Source organism: Ornithinimicrobium pekingense DSM 21552, assembly GCF_000421185.1.
GTDB lineage: Bacteria > Actinomycetota > Actinomycetes > Actinomycetales > Dermatophilaceae > Ornithinicoccus > Ornithinicoccus pekingensis.
The window spans coordinates 622,059-643,852 of the sequence record NZ_ATWJ01000007.1 but is presented as its reverse complement, the minus strand read 5'-3'; the positions used below and the strand labels follow the sequence as shown (position 1 = coordinate 643,852).

The following is a 21,794-nucleotide window of genomic DNA, read 5'->3' as shown; positions in this document are numbered from 1 at the left end:
GAGCTCCCGAGGCCCGGCGGGCACACATCCGGGTCAGCCCAACCGCACACCGAAGGAGAAGCACCGCATGGCACTGAGCGAGCAGGAGATCCTCTCCGGCCTGGCCGAGATCGTCAACGAGGAGACGGGTCTGGAGCCCGAGGAGGTCCAGATGGACAAGTCCTTCACCGAGGACCTGGACATCGACTCCCTCTCCATGATGACCATCGTCGTCAACGCCGAGGACAAGTTCGGCGTCCGCATCCCCGACGACGAGGTCAAGAACCTCACGCACGTCAAGGACGCGGTCACCTACATCTCGAACCACCAGGGCTGACCCGCTCCGCGCGCCGCGGGCGGGCGGAGCGGTCACCCGCCCCCGCCCGTCCGCGGACCGCACCCCGCCCCACCGACCGGTGCACGCACCGGTCCGCCCCTGCACCGCATACCCCGAGCATCCCCTGACCGGGCGGCGCCGCCGCCGCACCGACCTTTGCGAAAGAGGCCGAGCCGATGTCCGCCAGCCACACCCAGCAGCCCCGCCGAGTCGTCGTCACCGGGCTCGGCGCCACCACGCCCGTCGGCGGGTCGGCCCCCGCGACGTGGGAGGCCATCAACGCCGGCCGTTCCGGCGTCCGCCCGCTGACGCAGGACTGGGTCGCCGAGCACGAGCTCCCGGTCACCTTCGCCGGGTCGATCCACACCTCTCCCGCCGACAGCGGCCTTGCCAAGGTCGAGATCCGGCGCAACGACCCCTCCGGCCAGTACGCCCTCGTCGCCGCCCGCGAGGCCTGGGCCGACGCAGGCTCCCCCGAGGTCGAGCCCGAGCGTCTCGGCGTGGCCATCGGCTCCGGCATCGGCGGCGTCTGGACCCTCCTGGACCAGTGGGAGGTGATGAAGGCCAAGGGCCCGCGGCGCGTCTTCCCGCTGACCGTGCCCATGCTCATGCCCAACGGCCCCGCGGCCGCGGTGTCGCTCGACCTGTCCGCCCGGGCCGGCGCGCACTGCCCCGTCAGTGCGTGCGCCTCCGGCGCCGAGGGTATGGGGCTCGCGCTGGAGATGATCCGCAGCGGCCGCGCCGACGTCATGGTCGCCGGCGGCACCGAGGCCGCCATCCACCCGCTGCCGATCGCGGCCTTCGCCTCCATGACCGCGCTGTCCAACCGCAACGACGAGCCGGAGCGGGCCTCGCGCCCCTACGACGTCGACCGTGACGGTTTCGTCATCGCCGAGGGGGCGGGCCTGATGGTCCTCGAGGCCGAGGAGCACGCCGTGGCCCGAGGCGCGACGATCTACGCCGAGATCGTGGGAGCCGGGATGTCCAGCGACGCCTACCACATCACGGCGGGCGAGCCGGAGGGCGCGGGTGCCGCCCGGGCGATGCAGGAGGCGGTCGCCGACGGTGGCCTGTCGGTGGAGGACATCGTGCACATCAACGCCCACGCCACCTCCACCCCCGTCGGTGACCTGGCCGAGGCCAAGGCGATCCGCCGCGCGTTCGGCGCCCGCGCCGACGAGATCGCGGTGACCGCGACCAAGTCCATGACCGGCCACCTGCTCGGCGCGGCGGGGGCGCTGGAGGCGGTGCTGACCGTGCAGGCCCTGCACCACCGACAGGTCCCCGCGACGATCAACCTGGAGAACAAGGACCCGCAGATCGACCTGGACGTCGTCACCGGCACCAGCCGGTCGCTCGGCGACGGCGACCTGGCCGCGCTCAACAACTCCTTCGGCTTCGGCGGCGTCAACGTGGCGTTGGCGTTCCGGAGCTGGCGGTGAGCGCTCGCACCCCGAGCAGCGCGTCCGCCGAGGCGTCCGGGTCGGTCGCGGCCCGGGTCGCCGTGGCCCGGGAGGACGACCCCCGCAATCCGCGCACCAGACTCACCGAGCTCCTCGACGGGGGCAGCCTGCAGCTGCTCACCCCCGAGGACGACTCCGGCTTCCTGGCGGCCTCCGGCACCGTGGACGGCACCGCGGTGGTCGCGTTCTGCTCCGACGCGACCGTCCAGGGCGGCGCCATGGGCATCGCCGGCTGCCAGGTCATCCTCACCGCCTACGAGCGGGCGCTGGCCGACCAGGTGCCCGTCGTGGGGCTGTGGCACTCCGGCGGTGCCCGGCTGGCCGAGGGTGTGGCGTCGCTGCACGCCGTCGGCGAGGTGTTCGCGATCATGACCCGCGCCTCAGGCGTCGTGCCCCAGATCTCGATCGTCCTGGGCGCCGCCGCAGGGGGCGCGGCCTACGGCCCGGCCCTGACCGACGTGGTCATCATGGCGCCGGAGGGCCGTGTCTTCGTGACCGGGCCGGACGTCGTCCGGTCGGTCACCGGCGAGGCGGTCGACGCGCTGCGGCTCGGGGGCCCCGAGCCCCACGGCCGCCGCTCCGGGGTGGTCCACGTGGTCGCCGGCACGGCGCAGGAGGCCTACGCCCGTGGCCGGCTGCTGTGCACGCTGCTCGCGGCGCAGGGGTCCCTGGACCTCGACGCGGTGGCCGACCGCGACCTGGCGGCGACGCTGCCCGAGTCGCCCCGCCGCGCCTACGACGTGCACCCGCTGGTGGCGGACCTCCTCGACGACGCCTCCCCGGAGGCCGCCCTCGAGCTGTTCCCGAGGTGGGCGCCCAACATCGTGACCACGCTGGGCAGGCTGGGCGGTCGCACCGTCGGGGTGGTGGCCAACAACCCGATGCGCCTGGGCGGGTGCCTCGACTCGGCCTCCGCGGAGAAGGCCGCACGCTTCGTGCGGATGTGCGACGCCTTCGGCGTCCCTCTCGTCGTGCTGGTCGACGTGCCCGGCTACCTGCCCGGCGTCGGCCAGGAGTGGGACGGCGTCGTGCGCCGCGGGGCCAAGCTGCTGCACGCCTTCGCCGAGTCGGTCGTGCCCCGGGTGACGCTGGTGACGCGCAAGACCTACGGCGGTGCCTACATCGCGATGAACGCCCGTGCCCTCGGCGCGACGCGGGTCCTCGCCTGGCCCGGGGCCGAGGTCGCGGTCATGGGCCATGTGGCCGCCGTGCGCATCCTGCACCGCCGCCGGCTCGCCGAGGTGGACGAGGCCGAGCGTCCCCGGGTGGAGGCCGAGCTCGCCGCGCGGCACGCGGAGCAGACCGGTGGCCTGGCCCGCGCGGTCGAGCTCGGTGTCATCGACGAGGTCGTCGAGCCCAGCGCCACCCGCCGGGCACTGGCGAGCGCCATCGCCGCTGCGCCGCAGCGGCGCGGCCGGCACGGCAACATCCCGCTCTGACGGCAGCAGCGCGAGGCCGTCCCGCCCCGCGGGACCGGTGCCAGGTATCCGCCCCGCGGGACCGGCGCCGGCGGCGGCCACGGGTAGGGTGACGCGCACCATGCACATCCTGCGCGTCGCCAACTTCGTGAGCCCGACGTCCGGAGGGATCAAGACCGCGCTGCGTGCCTGGGGCGAGCACTACCGCGAGCTCGGGCACCGGGCCACCCTGATCATCCCCGGTCCCGGTCCGGAGATCAGCGAGGAGTCCCAGGGCACCGTCTTCCGGGTCCCCGCCACCCCGGTCCCCGGCACCGGCTACTCCCTCATGTGGGACCGGCGAGGGCTGTCCCGGCTCATGGACGCGATCGGCCCGGACGTCATCGAGGTCTCCGACCGCTCCACCACCCGTTGGATGGGTCGATGGGCCCGGCGTCGCGGGATCGGCTCGGTGATGATCAGCCATGAGCACATGACCGGCATCCTGGTGCGGCGCACGCCTGTCCCCGACACACCGGCCGCGTGGATGGCCGACGTCATCAACCGCCGCAGCGCGCACGACTACGACGCGATCGTGTGCCCGAGCCGGTTCGCGGCCGAGGAGTTCCACCGCAACGGCATCGACGCCCACGTCGTCCCGCTCGGGGTCGACCTCGAGACGTTCGCGCCCCTCCACGACCCGGCCGACTACCACCCTCCGCCGCCCGGGTCCCGCGTGCAGCTCGTGCACTGCGGGCGCCTCTCCCCCGAGAAGCGGCCCGCCCTGTCGGTCGAGACCGTGCGCGAGCTCGTCCGCCGCGGCATGGACGTGGAGATGACGGTCTTCGGCCACGGACCCCTGCGCGACGAGCTGCTGGAGCGCTCCCGCGACCTGCCCGTCGTCTTCCACTCCTACATCACCGACCGGGCCGAGCTCGCGGCCCGCATGGGGGCGGCCGACGTCGCGGTCTCCCCCGGACCGCTGGAGACCTTCGGGCTGGCGGCGCTGGAGGTCATGGCCTGCGGGGTGCCGGCCGTCTGCACCGACGAGGGCGCGCTGCAGGAGGTCGTCGGGGAGGGCGGCTACGTGGCCCGGTCCAACCCCGCGGCCTTCGCCGACGGGGTGGAGGCGCTGCTGGCCCGACCCCGGTCGCACGTGCGGGCCCGGGAGCAGGCTGAGCGCTTCAACTGGCGCGCGTCCGCCGAGCGCATGCTCGCCATCCACGAGCAGGTCCTCGCCGGCCGGCGCGGCAGCCACGACGGCGGCTGAGCCGGCTCGACGGGGACGTGGTCCCGAGTCCGGGCCCGCCCCCACCGAGCGGGCGTGCCTGCACGGCGCAGGGGTATGCCGCACCGCCCGGGCCTCACAGGCGACCCGGGCGGTCGCGCGCTGCAGGCGCACCGGTGGCCGGGTCCCGCGACGCGGGACCGGCCGGCGCCGCGCCGCGGTCAGCCGACCTTGTGCAGCCAGGTGGGCGGCGCGCCCTCGCCCGCGTGGCGGAACTGTTCCAGCTCGGCGTCCCAGGCGGCACCGAGGGCGCGGTCCAGCTCGGCCACCAGCGTGGCGGCGCTGCCCGCGGAGGCCTCCAGGAGCGTGCGCAGGCGGTCCTCGTTGACGACGACGTCACCGTTGGCCGACAGGCGCGCCTGGTGGATCCCGAGTGCGGGCGTGTGCGTCCACCGCATACCGTCGCTGCCGCGGCTGGCTTCCTCGACGACCTCGTAGCGCAGGCCGTCCCAGCCGCGCATGGCGCTGGCGATGAGAGCTCCGGTGCCGGCCTCGCCGGTCCACGAGAACTCGGTGCGCATCGTCCCGGGCTGGGCCGGCTGCGGCACCCAGTCCAGGCTGACACGGGTGTCCAGGACCCCCTCGAGGGCCCAGGCGATGTGCGGGCACAGCGCGGTGGGCGTGGAGTGGATGAAAACCACCCCACGCGTCATGACTCGGGGCATGACGACGGACATCCTGGCCTCCTGTGTGGTGAGGGACGTCTTCCCCAACGACCTCGACACTGGGACGGCAGGCGGCGTTCGCCGCGCACGCTGTGCGGTTGTGGGTCACATTGTGCTCCCTTGTCACTCTGGTATCAAGTGCTGCCCCTGCCGGGGGTGTCGCGAGCGTTCCGCGACACGCCGGGCCCGTGACCGCCGACCGCGGGAATGGGCTGGTTTGGCGCCTCACCAGACTCATTTGTCACATTGGTCACAAACCACGCCACAGACTTGGTGCTTTCGTGATCTTTTCGTAACCTACTTGAGGCGCGTTTGTCCCGTTCTTCCAGAACGCGTCGCCCCTGCACGTCCCGTGACGGCCAGTCGCCCCGCGCGCCTGCCGACCCCTGAGACGAGACCGTGGTCCCCCCTGCGGTCCCGGAGGTTCTATGAAGTCCACTGACCAGCACCGCGCCAAGCACCGCGTGTCGAACGCCGCCCCGCGCAACGGCGCGGCCGCGCTGATGATCGGCGGCCTCGTCGCCGGCACCGTCGCGACGGCCGGTGCCACGACGCTGACCCAGAAGCCGGGCGTCGAGTCCGGCACCGCGGCCAGCATCAACGACGCCGTGCGCCCGTCTACCCCCGACGAGTCGGCGGCCCAGACCCCCGCACCGCAGTCGGCCACCCTGCACAGCGCCTCCCTCGACGAGCTGCGTGACCAGTCGGCCGCCGACCGCAGCGAGGCCCGTTCGGCCCCTGACGACGCCGCCGCCGTGAGCACCCTGCTCTCCGACTCCGGCTTCACCGGCACGACCGTCGAGGTCGAGGTCGAGGCACCGGTCGAGGCGGAGCCCACGCCCGCCGAGACGGCCGAGCCCGTGGCCGCGCCGGAGCCGGTCGAGGAGCCGGTCCAGCAGGCCGCCCCGGCCCAGGAGCAGCCGACCCAGCAGGAGCAGGCGGCCCCGGCCCAGCAGGCCGCGCCGGCTCAGGAGGCCGCGCCGGCCCAGCAGACCCAGCAGCAGCCCGTCCAGCAGGCGGCGCCCGCACCGGTGGGCGGCTCGGTCCTCGACGTCGCGGCCGCCTACGTCGGCTACCCGTACGTGCTCTACGGCACGCCGCCGCAGTCCTTCGACTGCTCTGCCTACACCTGGTGGGTCTTCCAGCAGGCCGGTATCAGCATCCCCCGGACGGTCGCCGGCCAGCGTGCGGCGGTCACCCCGGTAAGCAACCCGCAGCCGGGTGACCTGGTCATCTACAACGACTGGCACCACATCGGCATCTACGCCGGCAACGGCATGACCTACGAGGCGCTCAACCCCGGCACGGGCGTGCGCTACGGTCCGCTGCTGTCCAGCAACGTCTGGTACGGCCGGATCGGCTGAGCGGCCCTCCGCGACCGCGACGGACCCCCGCGACCACCCGGTCGTGGGGGTCCTCGCGTTCCCGGGACACGCCGGTAGGCACCGTGCTAACGTCAAACATGCGTGTCGCCGACATCCTGAAGAAGAAGGGCAGCTCCGTGGTGACGCTGCCGTCCGCCGCGACCGTCGGGCAGCTCCTGGAGACCCTCGACGACAACAAGATCGGTGCCGTCGTCGTGGTCGAGGACGACCAGTGCATCGGGGTCGTCTCGGAGCGCGACGTCGTCCACCACTTCCGGACCGGCCGGGATCTCAGCTCGACCGTGGCCGAGCTCATGTCCCCCGACCTGCATCCGGTGGCCGCCCAGGACGACCTGGTCGAGCTGGCCCGGACGATGACCGAGCGCCGGCTGCGTCACCTGCCGGTCATCGAGGACGGCAACCTGCGGGGCATCATCTCGATCGGGGACGTCGTCAAGGCCCGCCTCGACGCGCTCGAGGCCGAGCGCGACATGCTCGAGGACTACCTGCGGCGCTGAGCGGCCTCCCCGGACCGTTAGGATCGGACGCCGGGGCCAGTAGCTCAGCCGGTCAGAGCAGCGGACTCATAATCCGTCGGTCCAGGGTTCAAGCCCCTGCTGGCCCACCGAAGGTCACAATGCGGTGACGTCCAGCCCAAATGCATGACGCGTGCGGCAGGTGGCCGCTAGTGTGCCCGACATGACGGACTCCTCCGGACCCCAGCGTGGCCTGGGCAAGCCGCTCGTCGTGCTCGACGACGTCAACAAGCACTTCGGCGACCTGCACGTGCTCAAGGACATCAACCTGACGGTCCACGAGGGTGAGGTCGTCGTCGTCATCGGCCCGTCGGGCTCGGGCAAGTCGACCTTGTGCCGCACCATCAACCGGCTCGAGAACTTTGAGTCGGGCAGCATCACGATCGACGGCACCAAGCTGCCCGAGGAGGGCAAGGCCCTGGCTCAGCTGCGTGCCGACGTCGGCATGGTGTTCCAGTCCTTCAACCTCTTCAGCCACAAGACGATCCTGGAGAACGTCACCCTCGGTCCCGTCAAGGCCCGCGGCAAGAAGCCGGCCGAGGCCAAGAAACGCGCCATGGAGCTGCTGGAGCGGGTCGGCGTGGCCCATCAGGCGGAGAAGTACCCCGCCCAGCTCTCCGGCGGCCAGCAGCAGCGCGTCGCCATCGCCCGGTCGCTGGCCATGGAACCCCGGGTCATGCTCTTCGACGAGCCGACCTCCGCGCTCGACCCCGAGATGATCAACGAGGTCCTCGACGTCATGACCAGCCTGGCCCACAGCGGCATGACGATGATCGTCGTCACCCACGAGATGGGCTTCGCGCGCAAGGCGGCCGACCGCGTCGTCTTCATGTCCGACGGCGCGATCGTGGAGGAGAACACCCCCGAGGAGTTCTTCACCAACCCGCAGTCGGCGCGTGCCAAGGACTTCCTGGGCAAGATCCTCACCCACTGAGATCAAGGAGAAGCACCTGATGAGAAACACCACCTTCCGGCTCGCCGCAGCGGCGAGCGTCGCCGCGCTGGTCCTGTCCGCCTGCGGCGGCGACGGCGAGGGCGAGACCACCGACGAGGGCGACGGCAACGGCGCCGCCACCGAGGACACCGGCGCCGCCGAGGGCGACGGCGAGGGCATCACCATCGGCATCAAGTTCGACCAGCCCGGTCTGGGCCTGATGGAGGGCGAGACCCCCACGGGTATGGACGTCGACGTCGCCAAGGCGGTCGCCGAAGAGCTGGGCTACTCCGAGGACCAGATCACCTGGCGCGAGTCGCCCTCCGGGCAGCGCGAGGACCTGCTGGAGTCGGGCCAGGTCGACATGATCTTCGCGACCTACTCCATCACCGACGAGCGCAAGCAGCGGGTCCAGTTCGCCGGGCCCTACTTCGTCGCCGGTCAGGACCTGCTCGTGCCCAGCGACAGCGACATCTCCGGCCCCGACGACATGGGGGACGCCATCCTGTGCTCGGTGACCGGCTCGACCTCCGCCGCTCGCGTCAACGAGGAGTACGGTGTCGCGCTGCAGGAGTACGGCACCTACTCCGAGTGCATGGAGGCCATGTCCTCGGGAGTGATCACCGCGATGACCACCGACGACACCATCCTGGCCGGCTTCGCCGCCCAGGAGGACTACGCCGGGGAGTTCAAGGTCGTCGGGAACACCTTCTCCGAGGAGCTCTACGGCGTCGGCCTGCCCAAGGAGTCCGAGCAGTGCGAGGAGATCAACGAGATCATCGCCGGGCTGTGGGAGGACGGCACCATGGACCAGATCGTCGAGGACAACCTCGGCGCGGCCGACTACACCCCCAACGCCGAGCTGAACCCGCCGGAGCCCGGCGGTCACTGCGGCTGACGACCACTGACGGCCTGCGGCCGGCGTGCGGGCACACTGCACGCCGGCCGCACCCGTCCCGACCATGAGGAGGTGAGCCCGTGCTCGAGCTCATCGAGCAGTTCAACGTCCTGGGGGCCTTCTGGCTCAACATCCGCCTGGCCGCGGTGTCGTTCGTGCTGGCGCTCGTGCTCGGCACCGTCGTGGCCGTGCTCCGGCTCGCGCCCGTCGGCGTGCTCAACTGGTTCGGCAGCACCTACGTGACGTTGCTGCGCAACACCCCGCTCACCCTCATCATCGTCTTCGCCAACCTCGGGCTGTGGGCCCAGCTGGGACTGGAGTTCGTGCCGCGGGACAGGCCGAACTTCATCCTGGAGAACAACTTCTGGCTCGCGGTGCTGGGGCTGACCGTCTACCACGCCGCGTTCATCTGCGAGGCGATCCGCAGCGGTGTCAACACGGTGCCGGTCGGCCAGGCGGAGGCGTCGCGGTCCATCGGGCTGACCTTTCCGCAGAGCCTGCGCGAGGTCATCCTGCCCCAGGCCTTCCGTGGTGCGATCACACCCATCGGGAACGTGCTCATCGCGCTGATCAAGAACACCACCGTGGCGGTGGCCATCGGCAACCGGGAGATCGCCTACGCGATGCGGAACATGATCGAGTTCCGCCCTGACGCCGGCCTGCTGATCTTCCTGCTCGTCGCGATCGGCTTCGTCGCCCTCACCCTCCCGGTCGGCCTGCTGACCAGCTGGCTGTCCACCCGTCTGGCGGTGAAGCGATGAGCGCCGCGCAGCACGTCCTGTTCGACCTGCCCGGTCCCCGGGCCCGGCGCCGGCACCTCATCGGCGGCATCGTCGGCACCGCCCTGTGCCTGGGCATCCTGGCGCTCGCCCTCGTCCGGGTCGCCGAGAAGGGTCAGTTCGAGGCCGACAAGTGGGTGCCGTTCACGGAGTCGGTGACGTGGACCTTCTACCTCCTGCCCGGTCTGTGGGCCACGATGAAGGCTGCCGCCGTGGCCATCGTGCTCTCGATGGTCCTGGGCGTCGTCCTGGCCATGATGCGCATGTCGGACATCGCCCCGCTGCGCTGGGCCACCTCGGTGTTCGTGGAGTTCTTCCGCGCGGTCCCCGTCCTGATCATGATGATCTTCACCTGGGTCATGCTGGTGAAGAACCCCACCCTGCGGCAGGTGTCGGCCTCGCTCGGCGTCCAGGCGCAGGACGTGACCTTCGTCGCCGTGGTGACCGGGCTGGTGCTCTACAACTCCTCGGTGATCTGCGAGGTCGTGCGCAACGGCGTCACATCGCTGCCGGCGGGTCAGCGCGAGGCCGGGCTGTCGGTCGGGCTGTCCCCCAGCCAGGTCCGGCGTCTCATCCTGGTCCCCCAAGCGCTGACCGCCATGCTCCCGGCGCTCCTGAGCCAGATCGTGGTCATCACCAAGGACTCGGCCCTGGGCTACATCATCACCTACCCCGAGCTGGTCAGCCGGACCCGCCAGCTCGGGTCGGCGAACGCCAACACCTTCGTGGCCTACCTGGTCGTGGCGGTGATCTTCATCCTGCTGAACTGGGCGATCACCAAGGCGGCCGAGTGGATCGAGTCCCGTCAGCGGCGCCGTCGCCGGGGGCCGGACCCCCGCACCGCGCCCTCCGTCACGATGGAGGGCTCCGCACCCACGGACAGCCTGGACGCCCCCACCAGAGGGGCCTGAACCCGGTCGCACGACGAGGGGCCGGACCCGCTCCTGCGGGTCCGGCCCCTCGTGATGTGTCGCGCTCCCCCGGTTGGACTCGAACCAACAACCTGCCGGTTAACAGCCGGCTGCTCTGCCAATTGAGCTACAGGGGAATGGTGCAGCGAGGACAGACTGTAGCAGTCGACCCTCCCCCCGCCGAAATCCGGCCCGGGTCGGCACGCGGCCTTACGCGGGCGGCGGGAGAGGCTCCATCCCGGTCTGCTCGCGCAGCTCCTGACGGGCCAGCAGCACGGCGGCAGCGAGCTCGCGGTCGTCGTCGCGGGCGCCCCGGCCGAGCAGCACCTGCTCGCGCAGCTCCCGGGACTGCAGGTCCGTGCGCACGGTGACACGAGCGGTACGGCGCGCGCCCAGCTCGACCGGGCGGGTGAGCACCACGCTGGCCGTGGTCCGGTCGCGGAACACCTCCGGTACCCGCCCGGGCCCAGTCAGCCGCTGCAGGCGCCACTGACGCCCGTGCAGCCCGTCGACGAACAGCACGGACAGCACCCACGTGTCAGGGTCCCAGGAGCCGGTGTCGACCTCGTGCCAGGGGCGGTCGAGCACCGTGGTCCCGTCCTCCGTGCGCTCGAGCAGGCGCCAGGTGGTCAGCACCAGCCAGTGGCCGGTGGCGTCCTCCCGGGCGGTCGCCAGGACCTGCTCACCACGTCCGAGCTCGGGCCGGGCGCTCCCGGGCAGGTCGTCCGGGCGCCCCTCGGCAGGAGGCACCTCGGGGCCGATGATCCGGGTCGGTCGTCTCCACCAGGGCATGTCAGCTCATCCTGTCCTTGAGGGCGGCGCGTTCGCGGTGCAGGCCCATGAGCTCCTCGTTCAGCCGGCGCGCCTCCGCCGACGAGTCGTCCCGGCCGCGCTGGATCTGGCCCAGCGTCGCCGCGATGCGCTGCTCCAGCGTGGCGAGCCTGATGCCCAGCACCAGGGTGTCCACGTAGGCCTCCGGTGGCATGCCCGTCACGGGGTCCAGCCTCGTCGGCAGCGGCGCGACCGCGAGCTCCTGCACCAGCGGGTGCACCAGCGGAGGGGTCTGCCCCAGGACCGCCTGGTTCCAGGTCGCCGCGCTCATGCCGGCGGCGGCTCGTACTCCCCCGGCCTGCTGCAGCCCGTGCCACACCGCCTGGTGCATCGGCGCGCGGAGCTGGCCCGGTGACAGCTCGTCCATGTCCTCAGCGACGATCGCCAACGGGTACTGCAGCGCGACCTGCAGCAGGTTGCGCTCGGCCACCTGGACCGGGTCGCTCAGGTCAGGACGTGGCACGGGCGGGGCGGTCCGGGGTGTGCCCGGCCGGTCCGGCCGCTCACCTCCGGGCCGGGGACCGGGCTCGACCTGTCCCGCGGTGAGGGGCCTGGGCCCTGCGGCGGGGGCCCGACCGGCACGTGCCACCTCCGCGCCCAGCGCCGTGGGGTCGACGCCCATCCAGCCGGCGACCTCCCGGACGTACTCCGGGCGCAGCGTCGTGTCCTTGACGCCCGCCAGGATCGGTGCGACCGCACGCATCGCCTGCACCCGCTCCTGGGCCAGCCCGAGGTCGTAGGGAGCCAGGGTCGTGCGCACGGCGAACTCGAACATGGGGCGTGCCCCGTCGACGAGGGCTTGCACCGCCTCGGGCCCGCCGCGCAGCCACAGGTCGTTGGGGTCCTGCCCGTCCTCGGCGACGGCGACGAACGACTGGGCGGCCCAGCGCTGGTCCTGCTCGAACGCCTTCATGGCCGCCTTCTGGCCCGCTGCGTCACCGTCGAAGGTGAAGATGACCCGCGCCGGCGCCTGCCCCGCCTCGTCGCGCAGGATCCGCCGCAGGATCGTGATGTGGTCCGAGGCGAACGCCGTCCCGCAGGTGGCGACCGCGGTGCCGACGCCGGAGAGGTGGGCCGCCATGACATCGGTGTAGCCCTCCACGACGACCGCCCGTCGCTCGGTCGCGATGGCCTTCTTGGCCAGGTCGAGCCCGTAGAGGACTCCGGTCTTGCGGTAGATGGGGGTCTCGGCCGTGTTGAGGTACTTCGCGGCGATGCGGTCGTCGTCGTAGAGCCGACGGGCACCGAAGCCCACGGTGTCCCCCGCGATCGAGCGGATGGGCCACATGACGCGCCCCCGGAACCGGTCGTACAGGCCGCGGGAGCCGCGCCCGGCCAGGCCGCCCACGACCAGCTCCTCCTCGGTGAAGCCCTTGCCGCGCAGGTGCCGGACCAGCGTCTCCCCGCCGTTGGGCGAGTAGCCCACCATGAAGCGGGAGCAGGCGTCGGCGTCGAAGCCCTTGCCCCGCATGAAGTCGCGGGCCGCCCGACCCTCGGGGCTGCGCAGCAGGGCCTCGTGGTAGAACTCCTCGGCCACGCGGTGCGCCTCCATGAGGCGCGTGCGCTGCCCGGTCGGCACCTGCGGACCCTGGTCGCCACGGCCGCCGCCGGTCTCGTCATACCGGAGGGTGATGCCGAGCCGGTCGGCAAGGCGCTCGACGGACTCGCTGAAGGTCAGGTGGTCGACCTTCTGCACGAAGTCGAGCACGTCCCCACCCTCGCCGCAGCCGAAGCAGTGGAAGTAGCCGACCGCGGGACGCACCGTGAAGGAGGGGGTCTTCTCGTCGTGGAAGGGACACAGCCCCTTGAGCGTGCCGACCCCGCCGCCGCGCAGGGTGACGTGGTCACGCACGACCTCCTCGAGGGAGGCGCGCTCCTTGACGGTCTGGACGTCCTCGGGCCGGATCCGTCTCGCCACGTCGCCACCTCCTCGCCGAAAAACCGCTGTCGGGGCTGAGTCTAGGTCGCCTACGGTGGATCCCCGCGACGCCGCCCACAAAGGACGCGGTCGCCGCCGGTGGCCGGAATGCCCCAGCCCGGCGTGCTGTTCGCCGATGAGTCCGCCCACGAACCGAGGTCTGTCCACCCATGTCGAAACCCACCGCCCTGCCGTCCTCCACCACGACGGTGCTGCGGGTGCTCACGATCGCGACGTTCGTGGTGGTCCTCAACGAGACCGTGCTGGTCAACGCCCTGCCGCAGCTGATGTCCTCGTTGGACGTCGACGAGCGCACCGCGCAGTGGCTCTCGACCGGCTTCATGCTCACCCTCGCGGTGGTGATCCCCACCACGGGATGGCTGCTGCAGCGGCTCGGCACCGAGGCCGCCTTCCGGCTGGCCATGGGGCTGTTCCTGACGGGCACCCTGGCGGCGGCGCTCGCCCCGAGCTTCCCGCTGCTGCTCGTGGGCCGCATCGTGCAGGCCAGCGGCACCGCCGTCATGATGCCGCTGCTCATGACGACGCTGCTGCGCCTGGTGCCGCCTCACCGTCGCGGACGGGTCATGGGCAACGTCACCCTCGCCATCTCGGTCGCTCCCGCGCTCGGGCCCACGGTCTCCGGGCTCGTGCTGCAGTGGCTGTCCTGGCGGTGGCTGTTCGGCCTGGTGCTGCCGATCGCCCTCGTCGTCGCCCTCCTGGGACTGCGGGCGTTGCGCACCGCCCGCGTGCCGGACGCCGACGGGCCACGCCCGTCGCTGGACCTGGTCAGCGTCGCGCTGACCGCCGTCGGCTTCGGGTCGCTGATCTACGGGCTGTCCGAGGCCGGCGGCGGCGGAAGGGGTGCGCTCCCCGTGGCAGCGCTCGTGGCCGGCGCGCTCGGCGTGGCGCTCTTCGTGCGACGCCAGCTGGCCCTGCAGCGCACGGGTCAGCCGCTGCTCGACCTGCGCACCCTGCTGCACCGCCAGTTCACGGTCGCCCTGCTGCTGATGTCCGTGGCCTTCATGACGCTCATGGGCGTGATGATCCTGCTGCCCCTCTACCTGCAGCAGGTCCGCGGCCTGTCGGTGCTGGGGGCCGGGCTGCTCCTCATGCCGGGCGGCCTGCTCATGGGCCTGATGGGCCCGCAGGTGGGCCGGCTCTACGACCGGCTCGGGCCGCGACCCCTGGTCGTGCCCGGGGCGGTGCTGCTGCTGCTCTCCCTCGGAGGCATGCTCACCGCGACCGCGGTCGGCCCCTGGTGGGCCTTCCTCGTATGCCACGTGGTCGCCAGCACCGGCCTGGCCCTGCTCTTCACCCCCGCCTTCACGACCGGGCTCGCCGCCCTGCCGCCCCGTCTCTACCCCTACGGCAGCGCGACCCTCGGGACCGTCCAGCAGGTCGCGGCCGCGGCCGGCACCGCGCTGTCGGTGGCCGTGCTCTCCTGGCGCCAGGCGGGGCTGCGCGAGGGCGGGGCGGGTGACACGGCCGCCCTCGCCGGCGGCACGCAGGCCGCCCTGGTCGTCGCCGTCGCGCTCGGCGCCGTCGTGGTCGTGCTGTCGACGCTTCTGCGCGGCGCCCCCGGTGGCCAGCAGGACACCCCGGCGCCCGACCCGGCCCGGCAGGAGCACCCCCGGGGGCCGGCCGTCTCCGCGCCCGCCCCGGCGGAGGCCTGATCGCTAGGGTGCAGCCATGGCATCCACCAGCAGCCCCGCCACCGAGGTCGAGGTCGGGGGACGCACGGTGCGGATCTCCAACCCCGACCGGGTCTACTTCCCCGACCTGGGGCTGAGCAAGCTCGACCTGGTCGAGTACTACCGGTCGGTCGGCGACGGCATCGTCAACGCCCTGCGGGAGCGGCCGTGCATGATGCACCGCTTCCCCGACGGCACCGCCGGCGAGCGGGTGCACCAGAAACGCCTGCCCAGAGGCGCCCCGGACTGGATGGAGACCGTCCACATCACCTTTCCCCGGTGGAACCGCACCGCCGACGAGCTGTGCGTCACCGAGCTGGCGCACGTGGTCTGGGCGGTGCAGATGTCGACCGTCGAGTTCCACCCGTGGAACAGCAGGCGGGGGCACGTCGAGCAGCCCGACGAGTGGCGCATCGACCTCGACCCCGGTGACGAGTGTGACTTCCCCACCGTCCGGCGGGTCTGCGGTGTGGCGCACGAGGTGCTCGACGAGCTGGGTGCCGTCGGCTGGCCCAAGACCACGGGCAGCAAGGGCATCCACGTCTATGTCCGCATCCCGGCCGAGCACGGCTTCGCCGACGTGCGCCGGGCCGCGCTCGCCTTCGCCCGGGAGGTCGAGCGCCGCACCGACGAGGCCACGACCACCTGGTGGCGCAAGGACCGTGACCCGCGGAAGGTCTTCGTCGACTTCAACCAGAACGCCCGCGACCACACGATCGCCGCCGCCTACTCCGTCCGCGCGACGCCCGACGCGCGGGTGTCCGCCCCGCTGACCTGGGACGAGGTGCCCGGGTGCGACCCCGCGGACTTCACGGTGCTGACGATGCCGCAGCGCTACGCCGACCTCGGCGACCTGCACGCGGGCATCGACGACGCGGTGTTCGACATCGCGCCGCTGCTGGAGTGGGCCGAACGTGACGAGGCCGAGGGGCAGGAGACGCCGCCCGAGGAGGACTGAGCCGACCCGACGTTGCGGGCGATCTCGTCCTCGGTCGGTCGACATCGTCCAGCTGGGCGAGGTCGACCCACGAGGGGCGAGCACTCCGTTGCCCGTGGTGCTGCCGCGTCGAGCTCAGGACGAGGTCTGGACGTCGACCACCAGCCGCATCGGGTCCTGCAGCAGGAACACCCGGTAGGGGCGGGGGTCGCCCTGCATCCCGACGAAGACCTGCAGCATCCCCTCGAACGGGGTGGTCCGGTGGACCTCGACGACGGCCGTCAACGTGTGGGTGTCCAGCCCGAAGGTCCCCTCGGAGTAGACCTCCGAGCCCGGGTCCGGGTAGGCCATGCCGGAGAGGCTGAGCTCGAGCACGCTGTCGCCCGCGACGTCGGAGGCGAACCCGGACCCGTCGAGCCGTGGGTCGTCGGTGTAGGCGGCACGCCACCCCGGGTCCCCCGTGCCGGTGAGGTCCACGACCACCCGGTCGAAGCCCTCGTGGACGCCGGCCCGGACCGAGGGGGCGAACAGCTCGCCACCGCCGCCCGGCCACGGCGGGTCGACAGACGCGGCCGACGGGCCGGTGAAGCCCTCCGCCACCGTCGGCGCCGTCGGGTCCGCCGGCACGGTCGGCGCAACGGGACCGGCACCAGGGGTCGGCGGCGGGGCGGCGTCGGTCGTCGGTGGCGGGGCGGGATCCGGCCCCGGCGGCTGTTCGTCGTCCGTTGTCGGCTCCGGCCCGCCGCGCTCCGTCGGCGTGCGGGCGGGCTCGCCCGGAGGGGCGGCACCGTCGTCGTCACCAGGGACCGTCGCCCCACCACCGGTCGGTGCTCCGCTCTCGTCCGGGCGGGGTGTTGCAGGTGGTCTGGGCCCCGGCTCGGCCGGAGGCCCCGGCTCAGGGGGTGCCGGCGCGTCGACGGACAGCAGGAGCCACCGCCCGTCCTCGACCACCGTGAGCTGCCCGCCGCCGGCCAGGGCGTCGATCCAGAAGTCCTCCGCGGCCTGGACGTCGTCCGGGCAGCCGATGTCGGTCGTGCTGGGCACCGACGCCGGGAAGCGTCCCCGTCCGTCCAGCGAGAGCTCGTCGACCCCGACCGACCCGCACCCGTCGACCTCGATACCCCACCCACCCGGGCCGGGTCCGGTGCCGCCGAACGCCAGGACCGTCGTCCCTGTGGTCCCCGTGAGGTCGGGAGCGGAGGTCGAGGCGTTCCACATACCGTCCTGCAGCGTCCAGCTGGTGCCCGCGAGGTCGTCCGGGGTCGCGGCCCGCAGCGCCGCTGACGGTCCCGGCAGCGCCGTGCCGGCGGTCTCCTGCCCGCTCAGCACGAAGGTCTCGAGGCTGTCGGGCACCGCCGCCGGCCCCGTCGGCGCCGGGTCCGAGCCGCCCAGCAGCCCCGTCTGCGCCAGGCCCGCGGCCGCGGTCACGGCGACCGCCCCGGTGACGAGGGCGAGCCCGGCGCCCCGTCGGGTGCGACGACGGCGACCCTGCATCCAGTGCTCGTCCACGTCGACGTCGCCGTCGATCGCGGAGACGCGCTCCAGCAGGTCGCGCAGCTCCCTGTCGCGCAGCTCGCTCATCGTGTCCCTTCCTTCTCCCGCTGCGCGGCTCGTCCGGCCTGCAGCTCCTCACGCATCCGCGCCACGGCCTGGTGGGACAGGCTCTTGACGGTGCCGATCCGCACCCCCATGACCTCGGCCGTCTGCGCCTCGGTCAGGTCCTCGAAGTAGCGCAGCACCAGCGCCGCGCGCTGCCGCGGGGGCAGCGCGCGCAGCGCGTCGTGCACCTCCTCGTCCCGGGCCCGCTCCTCGGCGCCGTCGGTCACCGAGCGCTCCGGCACGTCCCCGTTGACCACCTCGTGCCGCTGACGGCGCCACGCCGACACCCGCTGGCGGTAGATGACCCTCCGCACGAAGGCGTCCGGGTGCTCCACCGACTCCCACCGGGAGGCGAGCGCGATCAGCGCCTCCTGCAGGAGGTCCTCGGCCAGCGAGGCGTCCCCGCACATCAGGTAGGCCGCGCGGCGCAGCCGTCCCTGCCGGGCGAGCACGAAGTCGGTGTACCCGGGGTCGGTCGTGACCATCTCGCCTCCCTCGGGTGACCTGGGCTCCGTCATGCTGCCTCACCCCTTGCGTCGCAGCGGACGACCGGATGGTTCAGTGTCCACCCGGGCGGGCCGCCCGCGCTGCCTCCCGCAGAGGCCCGGCGCCGGGCACCGCTCAGCGCTGCCGCCGGGCCGGGGAGCCCGGCAGATCGGGGCTGGACCCCGTGCTCCACGCCCGCGCCGCCCACGTCAGCGCCTCGTCGCAGGCTGCGGCGACGTCCGGCAGCTCGAGGGCACACTCCCGCACCACCCAGCGCCACCGGGAGGTGAGCAGCGCACGGAAGACGGGGCCCGGGGGCTGCGGCAGGAAGCGCTTGACCACCACGGTGGAGGCCCGGTGCGCGGGCCCGCGGAGCACCTCGTGCCGGTGCACCTGCGAGCGCACGGACCCGCCGAGGTCACGGTCTCCCCCCAGCACCACCCCCGGGGGAAGACCGGCGACGGGCCTGCCCGACGCCCCGTCCCGGGACTGCCCCGGTGCGTCGTGCCGCGGGCCTGCGCTCACCCGGTGACCAGCTCCCTGACGATCTCGGTCGCGGGCCGATCCTGGCACGCCCGCCAGCCGGACCCGGCCCAGACGTGGATGCCGTGCACGTCGCCGTCGCGCGCCGCGGCGGTCCGCACCGGTCGGCTCACCTGGTCGACCGCCGGGAAGGCGGGCGGCGCCAGGTGCTCGAGCTCATCGACGAAGCGGTTGCGCACCGCCCCGGCGACACGGCCGCTGAAGGCCCGCGTCGTGACCCGTTCCGTCAGCGACGAGTCCCGCAGCGCCGCCCGGTAGGCCGGCGAGGCCCCCGACTCCGTGGCGAGGAGCAGCGCGGTCCCGACCTGCACGGCCACCGCGCCGGTGCCCACGGCCCGGCCGACGTCTCCCGCGGTGGTGACCCCGCCGGCCGCGACCATCGGCAGCGTCCCGCCGGCCGCCGTGACTGCCTCGAGGAGGCCCAGGTGGTCGATCGCCTCCGGCTCGGCCGTCGGGTCGTGGGTGCCACGGTGCCCGCCCGCCTCCTGCCCCTGCACGACGAGCACGTCGGCCCCGGCCTCCTGGGCGGCCAGGGCCTCGCCCGCCGAGGTCACCGTGATGTGGATCTCGCAGCCGGCGGCCCGCAGACGTGAGAGCGTCCCCCTGTCCGGCACGCCGAAGGTGAAGGACACCACCGCCGGCGCCAGCGCCTCCACGAGCAGCACCTTGTCGACCCAGTGGTCGGTGTCCCCCCACGACGGGTGTCCGGGCTCGACGCCCAGGGTGGCGGCACGCGGCAGCAGCGCCTCCCGGTAGGTCTGCACCGCCGTCTCGTGCCGCCCACGGTCCACGGGCTGCGGGACGAAGAGGTTGACGCCGAAGGGCCGGTCGGTGAGGTCGCGGACGTGGACCAGGTCGGCGGCCAGCTGCTCGGGGGTGCGGTATCCGGCCGGGAGCATCCCCAGGCCGCCCGCGTCGCTGACGGCGGCGACGAGCAGCGGGCTGCTCACCCCTCCGGCCATCGGTGCCCCGACGACCGGGGTCTCGAGCTCGCTCAGCAGGGTCACGGCATACCTCCGGGGGTGGTCGGGGCGGGGCGCGGCCGGACCGGGCGGTCGGCGTGGACCGCCAGGGCACGGGCGTCGGAGAGGCTGGCGACCTGGTCGATGACCGCGCGCAGCGCGGCCGCGTCGTCCGCCGCGGCGTCGTGGGCCTCGCGGTGGACAGGGTCGAGCAGGGACGGGTCGTCGCGGTAGCGCCCGACGAGCGACTCCAGCACCTCCCGCTCGGTGCTCATGACCTGCCGCCGCTCGTCGCTGAGCATGACGAAGTGGGCCGCGACCGCCTTGAGCGCCGCGGCCTGCGCGCGGATCCGGTCGGGCACCACGAGGTCGGCCGCGTACCGGCTGAGCACGCCCTGGCCGTAGCGCTCCCGGGTCGCCAGCTCGACCGTATGCACGAAGTGGCCGATGAGCCGCGAGGTCATGTCCTTGAGCGCGGCGAGGTCGCGGCGCGTCCCGTCGTGGCGGTCCGGCACCCAGCCGCTGTCCAGGACCTCCCCCAGCGCGGCCCGCAGCACCTCGACCTCGAGGTCGGGGGCGTACCACTCCTGGGCGAGCGTCGCGACGTCGGCCTGCGTCGTCGGTGAGCGCAGCGCAGCCGGGTCCACCCGCTGGGAGGCGATGGCGTCCTCCACGTCGTGCACGCAGTAGGCCACGTCGTCGGACCAGTCCATCACCTGCGCCTCGAGGCACCGGCGGTCGGCGGGACCCTCGGCCGCGCCGCGGCGCAGCCACGCGAAGACGTCGAGGTCGTCGGCGTACACGCCGAACTTGCGACCGGTCCCCGGGCCTCCCCCGCCCCGGGGCCAGGGGTACTTCGTCGCAGCGTCCAGACTGGCCCGCGTCAGGTTCAGGCCGGCCGACCGGCCGTCGGGGTGCGTCCGCTTGGCCTCGAGCCGGGTCAGCACGCGCAGCGTCTGGGCGTTGCCCTCGAAGCCGCCGATGCCGGCGGCCAACTCGTCCAGGACCGTCTCACCGTTGTGGCCGAAGGGCGGGTGCCCGATGTCGTGCGCCAGGCAGGCGGTGTCGACCACGTCGGCGTCGCACCCGAGCGCGGCGCCGAACTCCCGCCCGATCTGGGCCACCTCCAGGGAGTGCGTGAGCCGGTTGCGCACGAAGTCGTCGCTGGCGGGCCGGACGACCTGGGTCGTCGCGGCCAGCCGGCGCAGCGCCGCGGAGTGCACCACCCGGGCGCGGTCGCGGGCGAAGTCGCGGCGGTCGGAGCGCTTCTGCGCCGGGTCCTCGGCCACCCAGCGCTCCCGGTCGGCCGCGGCGTAGCCGGGCACGTCTGCGCTGGTCGCGGTGGTCACGGGACGAGGGTATGCCGTCCGGCCAGGTCGTGGGCGCGGGTACGGCTACCGGGGCCTGCCGGTGCCGACGTCCGCGCCGGCGTCCAGCCCGCGGCGTCCACGCACCGCGAGGGACAGCCGTGCGCCCGCCTCGCGCAGGGCGACGCCGAGCGGTCGTGGCGGGACGTCGGCATACCCGCCGTCGTGCAGCCCGGCCTCCCGCTCGAAGACGCTGCGCGCGGCACGGTCCCCCGTCCGCAGCCAGGACCATCCCATCGAGGCGACGTAGAGCGGCAGGAAGGGCAGGCCCCAGCAGTAGGCCCACTGCCGGCTGTGCACCAGCTCGTGCCGCACGAGGGTCGGACGGCGCGCGGCCAGCAGGTCCAGGTCGTGGCGGCTGAGCACGACGTCGCCGACGGTGAACGCGCCCGCGGCCGGGAAGCGCCAGCGGTAGCGGTCGGCCAGGAAGCAGCGCTCGGGCCCCCGCCGCAGCCGGCAGCCGCCGGCACCCGCGAGCGCCAGGCCCAGGGGGGTGGACAGGTTGACCCAGTTGAGCACGTTGCGCAGCGTCACCGCGCGCGTGAGCGGCAGGGCGTCCGGGAGCAGGCTGGGGTGCGTCGCCGGCGGGCCGGACGCCCGCAGCGGAGGACGCGCCCGGCCCACTAGGCGTACCGCGCCTGCGCGCGGGCCCGCGCCTTGGCGGCCTCCGCCTCCCGGTCCTTGGGAGGTGCAGTGGTCACGAGCGCGTCCAGCAGCTCCTGGGTGGCCTCCGCCACCTTGGCGACGGCGACGGCGTACGCCTCCTCGTTGACCTTGGCCGGCCTGGTGGACCCGCCGACCTTGCGGACGTACTGCAGGGCGGCTGCACGCACCTCCTCGGCCGTAGCGGGCGGCGCGAAGTTGTTGAGCGGGCGGATGTTGCGGCACATGCCTCTCACTGTGCCACGG

At 73.3% G+C, this 21,794-nt stretch carries 22 protein-coding genes and 2 tRNA genes; 13 read left to right on the top strand and 11 right to left on the bottom strand.

Going from position 1 to position 21,794, the window contains the following annotated elements; all coding sequences use genetic code 11:
• Positions 1 to 67 precede the first annotated feature (67 nt).
• The 4 genes from K330_RS0105095 to K330_RS19295 all read left to right on the top strand — a co-directional run bounded on the left by K330_RS0105095 (position 68) and on the right by K330_RS19295 (position 4,446).
• Entirely contained in the window at positions 68 to 316 is a 249-nt protein-coding gene (locus K330_RS0105095) for an acyl carrier protein (protein ID WP_022920772.1), read from the top strand.
• Between the two features lie 176 nt (positions 317 to 492).
• On the top strand, positions 493 to 1,758 hold the full coding sequence (gene fabF / locus K330_RS0105090) for a beta-ketoacyl-ACP synthase II (RefSeq protein ID WP_022920771.1): 1,266 nt from the start codon (positions 493 to 495) through the stop codon (positions 1,756 to 1,758).
• Positions 1,755 to 3,218, top strand: a complete 1,464-nt coding sequence (locus K330_RS0105085; RefSeq protein ID WP_022920770.1) for an acyl-CoA carboxylase subunit beta — start codon at positions 1,755 to 1,757, stop codon at positions 3,216 to 3,218. Before fabF ends, K330_RS0105085 begins: the two co-directional genes overlap by 4 nt.
• A 100-nt stretch (positions 3,219 to 3,318) precedes the next feature.
• Positions 3,319 to 4,446, top strand: a complete 1,128-nt coding sequence (locus tag K330_RS19295; RefSeq protein WP_022920769.1) for a glycosyltransferase — start codon at positions 3,319 to 3,321, stop codon at positions 4,444 to 4,446.
• 179 nt (positions 4,447 to 4,625) lie between these two features.
• Here K330_RS19295 and K330_RS0105075 read toward each other — a convergent pair whose 3' ends face one another.
• Entirely contained in the window at positions 4,626 to 5,141 is a 516-nt protein-coding gene (locus tag K330_RS0105075; RefSeq protein WP_022920768.1) for a DUF3145 domain-containing protein, read from the bottom strand.
• Between the two features lie 416 nt (positions 5,142 to 5,557).
• On the opposite strand from K330_RS0105075, the gene K330_RS22480 reads away from it, so the two are divergent.
• The 7 genes from K330_RS22480 (at position 5,558) to K330_RS0105040 (ending at position 10,551) form a co-directional block, all read left to right on the top strand.
• The gene (locus K330_RS22480; protein WP_022920767.1) at positions 5,558 to 6,493 is read left to right on the top strand and encodes a C40 family peptidase; all 936 of its coding nucleotides are present in this window, start codon (positions 5,558 to 5,560) and stop codon (positions 6,491 to 6,493) included.
• A gap of 98 nt (positions 6,494 to 6,591) precedes the next feature.
• Positions 6,592 to 7,011, top strand: a complete 420-nt coding sequence (locus K330_RS0105065) for a CBS domain-containing protein (RefSeq protein WP_022920766.1) — start codon at positions 6,592 to 6,594, stop codon at positions 7,009 to 7,011.
• Between the two features lie 33 nt (positions 7,012 to 7,044).
• Positions 7,045 to 7,118 (top strand) — tRNA-Ile (locus K330_RS0105060).
• A gap of 74 nt (positions 7,119 to 7,192) precedes the next feature.
• On the top strand, positions 7,193 to 7,963 hold the full coding sequence (locus K330_RS0105055; protein WP_051145485.1) for an amino acid ABC transporter ATP-binding protein: 771 nt from the start codon (positions 7,193 to 7,195) through the stop codon (positions 7,961 to 7,963).
• A 19-nt stretch (positions 7,964 to 7,982) separates the two neighbouring features.
• Complete coding sequence (locus K330_RS0105050; protein ID WP_022920764.1) at positions 7,983 to 8,861, top strand: glutamate ABC transporter substrate-binding protein; 879 nt, start codon at positions 7,983 to 7,985, stop codon at positions 8,859 to 8,861.
• Between the two features lie 80 nt (positions 8,862 to 8,941).
• The gene (locus K330_RS0105045) at positions 8,942 to 9,622 is read left to right on the top strand and encodes an amino acid ABC transporter permease (RefSeq protein WP_022920763.1); all 681 of its coding nucleotides are present in this window, start codon (positions 8,942 to 8,944) and stop codon (positions 9,620 to 9,622) included.
• On the top strand, positions 9,619 to 10,551 hold the full coding sequence (locus tag K330_RS0105040) for an amino acid ABC transporter permease (RefSeq protein ID WP_022920762.1): 933 nt from the start codon (positions 9,619 to 9,621) through the stop codon (positions 10,549 to 10,551). The genes K330_RS0105045 and K330_RS0105040 overlap by 4 nt, the downstream gene beginning before the upstream one ends.
• A 64-nt stretch (positions 10,552 to 10,615) precedes the next feature.
• On the opposite strand, the gene K330_RS0105035 is transcribed toward K330_RS0105040, so the two are convergent.
• From K330_RS0105035 to dnaG, 3 genes are all read right to left on the bottom strand, one after another.
• Positions 10,616 to 10,688, bottom strand: a tRNA-Asn gene (locus K330_RS0105035).
• A 73-nt stretch (positions 10,689 to 10,761) separates the two neighbouring features.
• Positions 10,762 to 11,343 carry a hypothetical protein gene (locus K330_RS19285; RefSeq protein WP_022920761.1) on the bottom strand — a complete coding sequence of 194 codons (582 nt, stop codon included), beginning with the start codon at positions 11,341 to 11,343 and terminating at the stop codon, positions 10,762 to 10,764.
• A gap of 1 nt (position 11,344) precedes the next feature.
• Positions 11,345 to 13,300, bottom strand: coding sequence for a DNA primase (gene dnaG / locus K330_RS0105025; protein WP_029202330.1), 1,956 nt, complete (start codon positions 13,298 to 13,300; stop codon positions 11,345 to 11,347).
• A 170-nt stretch (positions 13,301 to 13,470) separates the two neighbouring features.
• Between dnaG and K330_RS0105020 the strand changes: the two genes are divergently transcribed.
• Together K330_RS0105020 and ligD are read left to right on the top strand one after the other, a co-directional pair.
• Complete coding sequence (locus K330_RS0105020; protein WP_022920759.1) at positions 13,471 to 14,973, top strand: DHA2 family efflux MFS transporter permease subunit; 1,503 nt, start codon at positions 13,471 to 13,473, stop codon at positions 14,971 to 14,973.
• A gap of 16 nt (positions 14,974 to 14,989) precedes the next feature.
• Positions 14,990 to 15,949 (top strand): non-homologous end-joining DNA ligase, encoded by a 960-nt coding sequence (ligD, locus tag K330_RS0105015; RefSeq protein WP_022920758.1) that lies wholly within the window; start codon positions 14,990 to 14,992, stop codon positions 15,947 to 15,949.
• A 114-nt stretch (positions 15,950 to 16,063) separates the two neighbouring features.
• Here ligD and K330_RS22475 read toward each other — a convergent pair whose 3' ends face one another.
• The 7 genes from K330_RS22475 to K330_RS0104980 form a co-directional block, all read right to left on the bottom strand.
• Positions 16,064 to 17,509, bottom strand: coding sequence for an AMIN-like domain-containing (lipo)protein (locus K330_RS22475; RefSeq protein ID WP_022920757.1), 1,446 nt, complete (start codon positions 17,507 to 17,509; stop codon positions 16,064 to 16,066).
• Positions 17,506 to 18,012, bottom strand: a complete 507-nt coding sequence (locus K330_RS19275; RefSeq protein WP_022920756.1) for a SigE family RNA polymerase sigma factor — start codon at positions 18,010 to 18,012, stop codon at positions 17,506 to 17,508. Before K330_RS19275 ends, K330_RS22475 begins: the two co-directional genes overlap by 4 nt.
• Positions 18,013 to 18,148: 136 nt before the next feature.
• The gene (locus K330_RS0105000; protein ID WP_156875684.1) at positions 18,149 to 18,538 is read right to left on the bottom strand and encodes a hypothetical protein; all 390 of its coding nucleotides are present in this window, start codon (positions 18,536 to 18,538) and stop codon (positions 18,149 to 18,151) included.
• Positions 18,535 to 19,563 carry an NAD(P)H-dependent flavin oxidoreductase gene (locus K330_RS0104995; protein WP_022920754.1) on the bottom strand — a complete coding sequence of 343 codons (1,029 nt, stop codon included), beginning with the start codon at positions 19,561 to 19,563 and terminating at the stop codon, positions 18,535 to 18,537. The genes K330_RS0105000 and K330_RS0104995 overlap by 4 nt, the downstream gene beginning before the upstream one ends.
• Positions 19,560 to 20,867, bottom strand: coding sequence for a deoxyguanosinetriphosphate triphosphohydrolase (locus tag K330_RS19270; protein WP_022920753.1), 1,308 nt, complete (start codon positions 20,865 to 20,867; stop codon positions 19,560 to 19,562). Before K330_RS19270 ends, K330_RS0104995 begins: the two co-directional genes overlap by 4 nt.
• 45 nt (positions 20,868 to 20,912) lie before the next feature.
• Positions 20,913 to 21,509, bottom strand: a complete 597-nt coding sequence (locus K330_RS19265; RefSeq protein WP_188791426.1) for a hypothetical protein — start codon at positions 21,507 to 21,509, stop codon at positions 20,913 to 20,915.
• On the bottom strand, positions 21,509 to 21,775 hold the full coding sequence (locus K330_RS0104980) for a DUF2277 domain-containing protein (RefSeq protein WP_022920752.1): 267 nt from the start codon (positions 21,773 to 21,775) through the stop codon (positions 21,509 to 21,511). The genes K330_RS19265 and K330_RS0104980 overlap by 1 nt, the downstream gene beginning before the upstream one ends.
• Between the last annotated feature and the right edge of the window lie 19 nt (positions 21,776 to 21,794).

Excerpts from the sequence above, each read along its gene's own strand:
- K330_RS0104980 (WP_022920752.1), bottom strand. The coding sequence starts at position 21,775 with ATGTGCCGCAACATCCGCCCGCTCAACAACTTCGCGCCGCCCGCTACG.
- fabF (WP_022920771.1), top strand. The coding sequence starts at position 493 with ATGTCCGCCAGCCACACCCAGCAGCCCCGCCGAGTCGTCGTCACCGGG.
- K330_RS19285 (WP_022920761.1), bottom strand. The coding sequence starts at position 11,343 with ATGCCCTGGTGGAGACGACCGACCCGGATCATCGGCCCCGAGGTGCCT.
- K330_RS19275 (WP_022920756.1), bottom strand. The coding sequence starts at position 18,012 with ATGGTCACGACCGACCCCGGGTACACCGACTTCGTGCTCGCCCGGCAG.
- K330_RS0105040 (WP_022920762.1), top strand. The coding sequence starts at position 9,619 with ATGAGCGCCGCGCAGCACGTCCTGTTCGACCTGCCCGGTCCCCGGGCC.
- K330_RS0105095 (WP_022920772.1), top strand. The coding sequence starts at position 68 with ATGGCACTGAGCGAGCAGGAGATCCTCTCCGGCCTGGCCGAGATCGTC.
- ligD (WP_022920758.1), top strand. The coding sequence starts at position 14,990 with ATGGCATCCACCAGCAGCCCCGCCACCGAGGTCGAGGTCGGGGGACGC.
- K330_RS22480 (WP_022920767.1), top strand. The coding sequence starts at position 5,558 with ATGAAGTCCACTGACCAGCACCGCGCCAAGCACCGCGTGTCGAACGCC.
- K330_RS0105050 (WP_022920764.1), top strand. The coding sequence starts at position 7,983 with ATGAGAAACACCACCTTCCGGCTCGCCGCAGCGGCGAGCGTCGCCGCG.
- K330_RS0105055 (WP_051145485.1), top strand. The coding sequence starts at position 7,193 with ATGACGGACTCCTCCGGACCCCAGCGTGGCCTGGGCAAGCCGCTCGTC.
- K330_RS0105075 (WP_022920768.1), bottom strand. The coding sequence starts at position 5,141 with ATGTCCGTCGTCATGCCCCGAGTCATGACGCGTGGGGTGGTTTTCATC.
- K330_RS0105065 (WP_022920766.1), top strand. The coding sequence starts at position 6,592 with ATGCGTGTCGCCGACATCCTGAAGAAGAAGGGCAGCTCCGTGGTGACG.
- K330_RS22475 (WP_022920757.1), bottom strand. The coding sequence starts at position 17,509 with ATGAGCGAGCTGCGCGACAGGGAGCTGCGCGACCTGCTGGAGCGCGTC.
- K330_RS0105020 (WP_022920759.1), top strand. The coding sequence starts at position 13,471 with ATGTCGAAACCCACCGCCCTGCCGTCCTCCACCACGACGGTGCTGCGG.
- K330_RS19295 (WP_022920769.1), top strand. The coding sequence starts at position 3,319 with ATGCACATCCTGCGCGTCGCCAACTTCGTGAGCCCGACGTCCGGAGGG.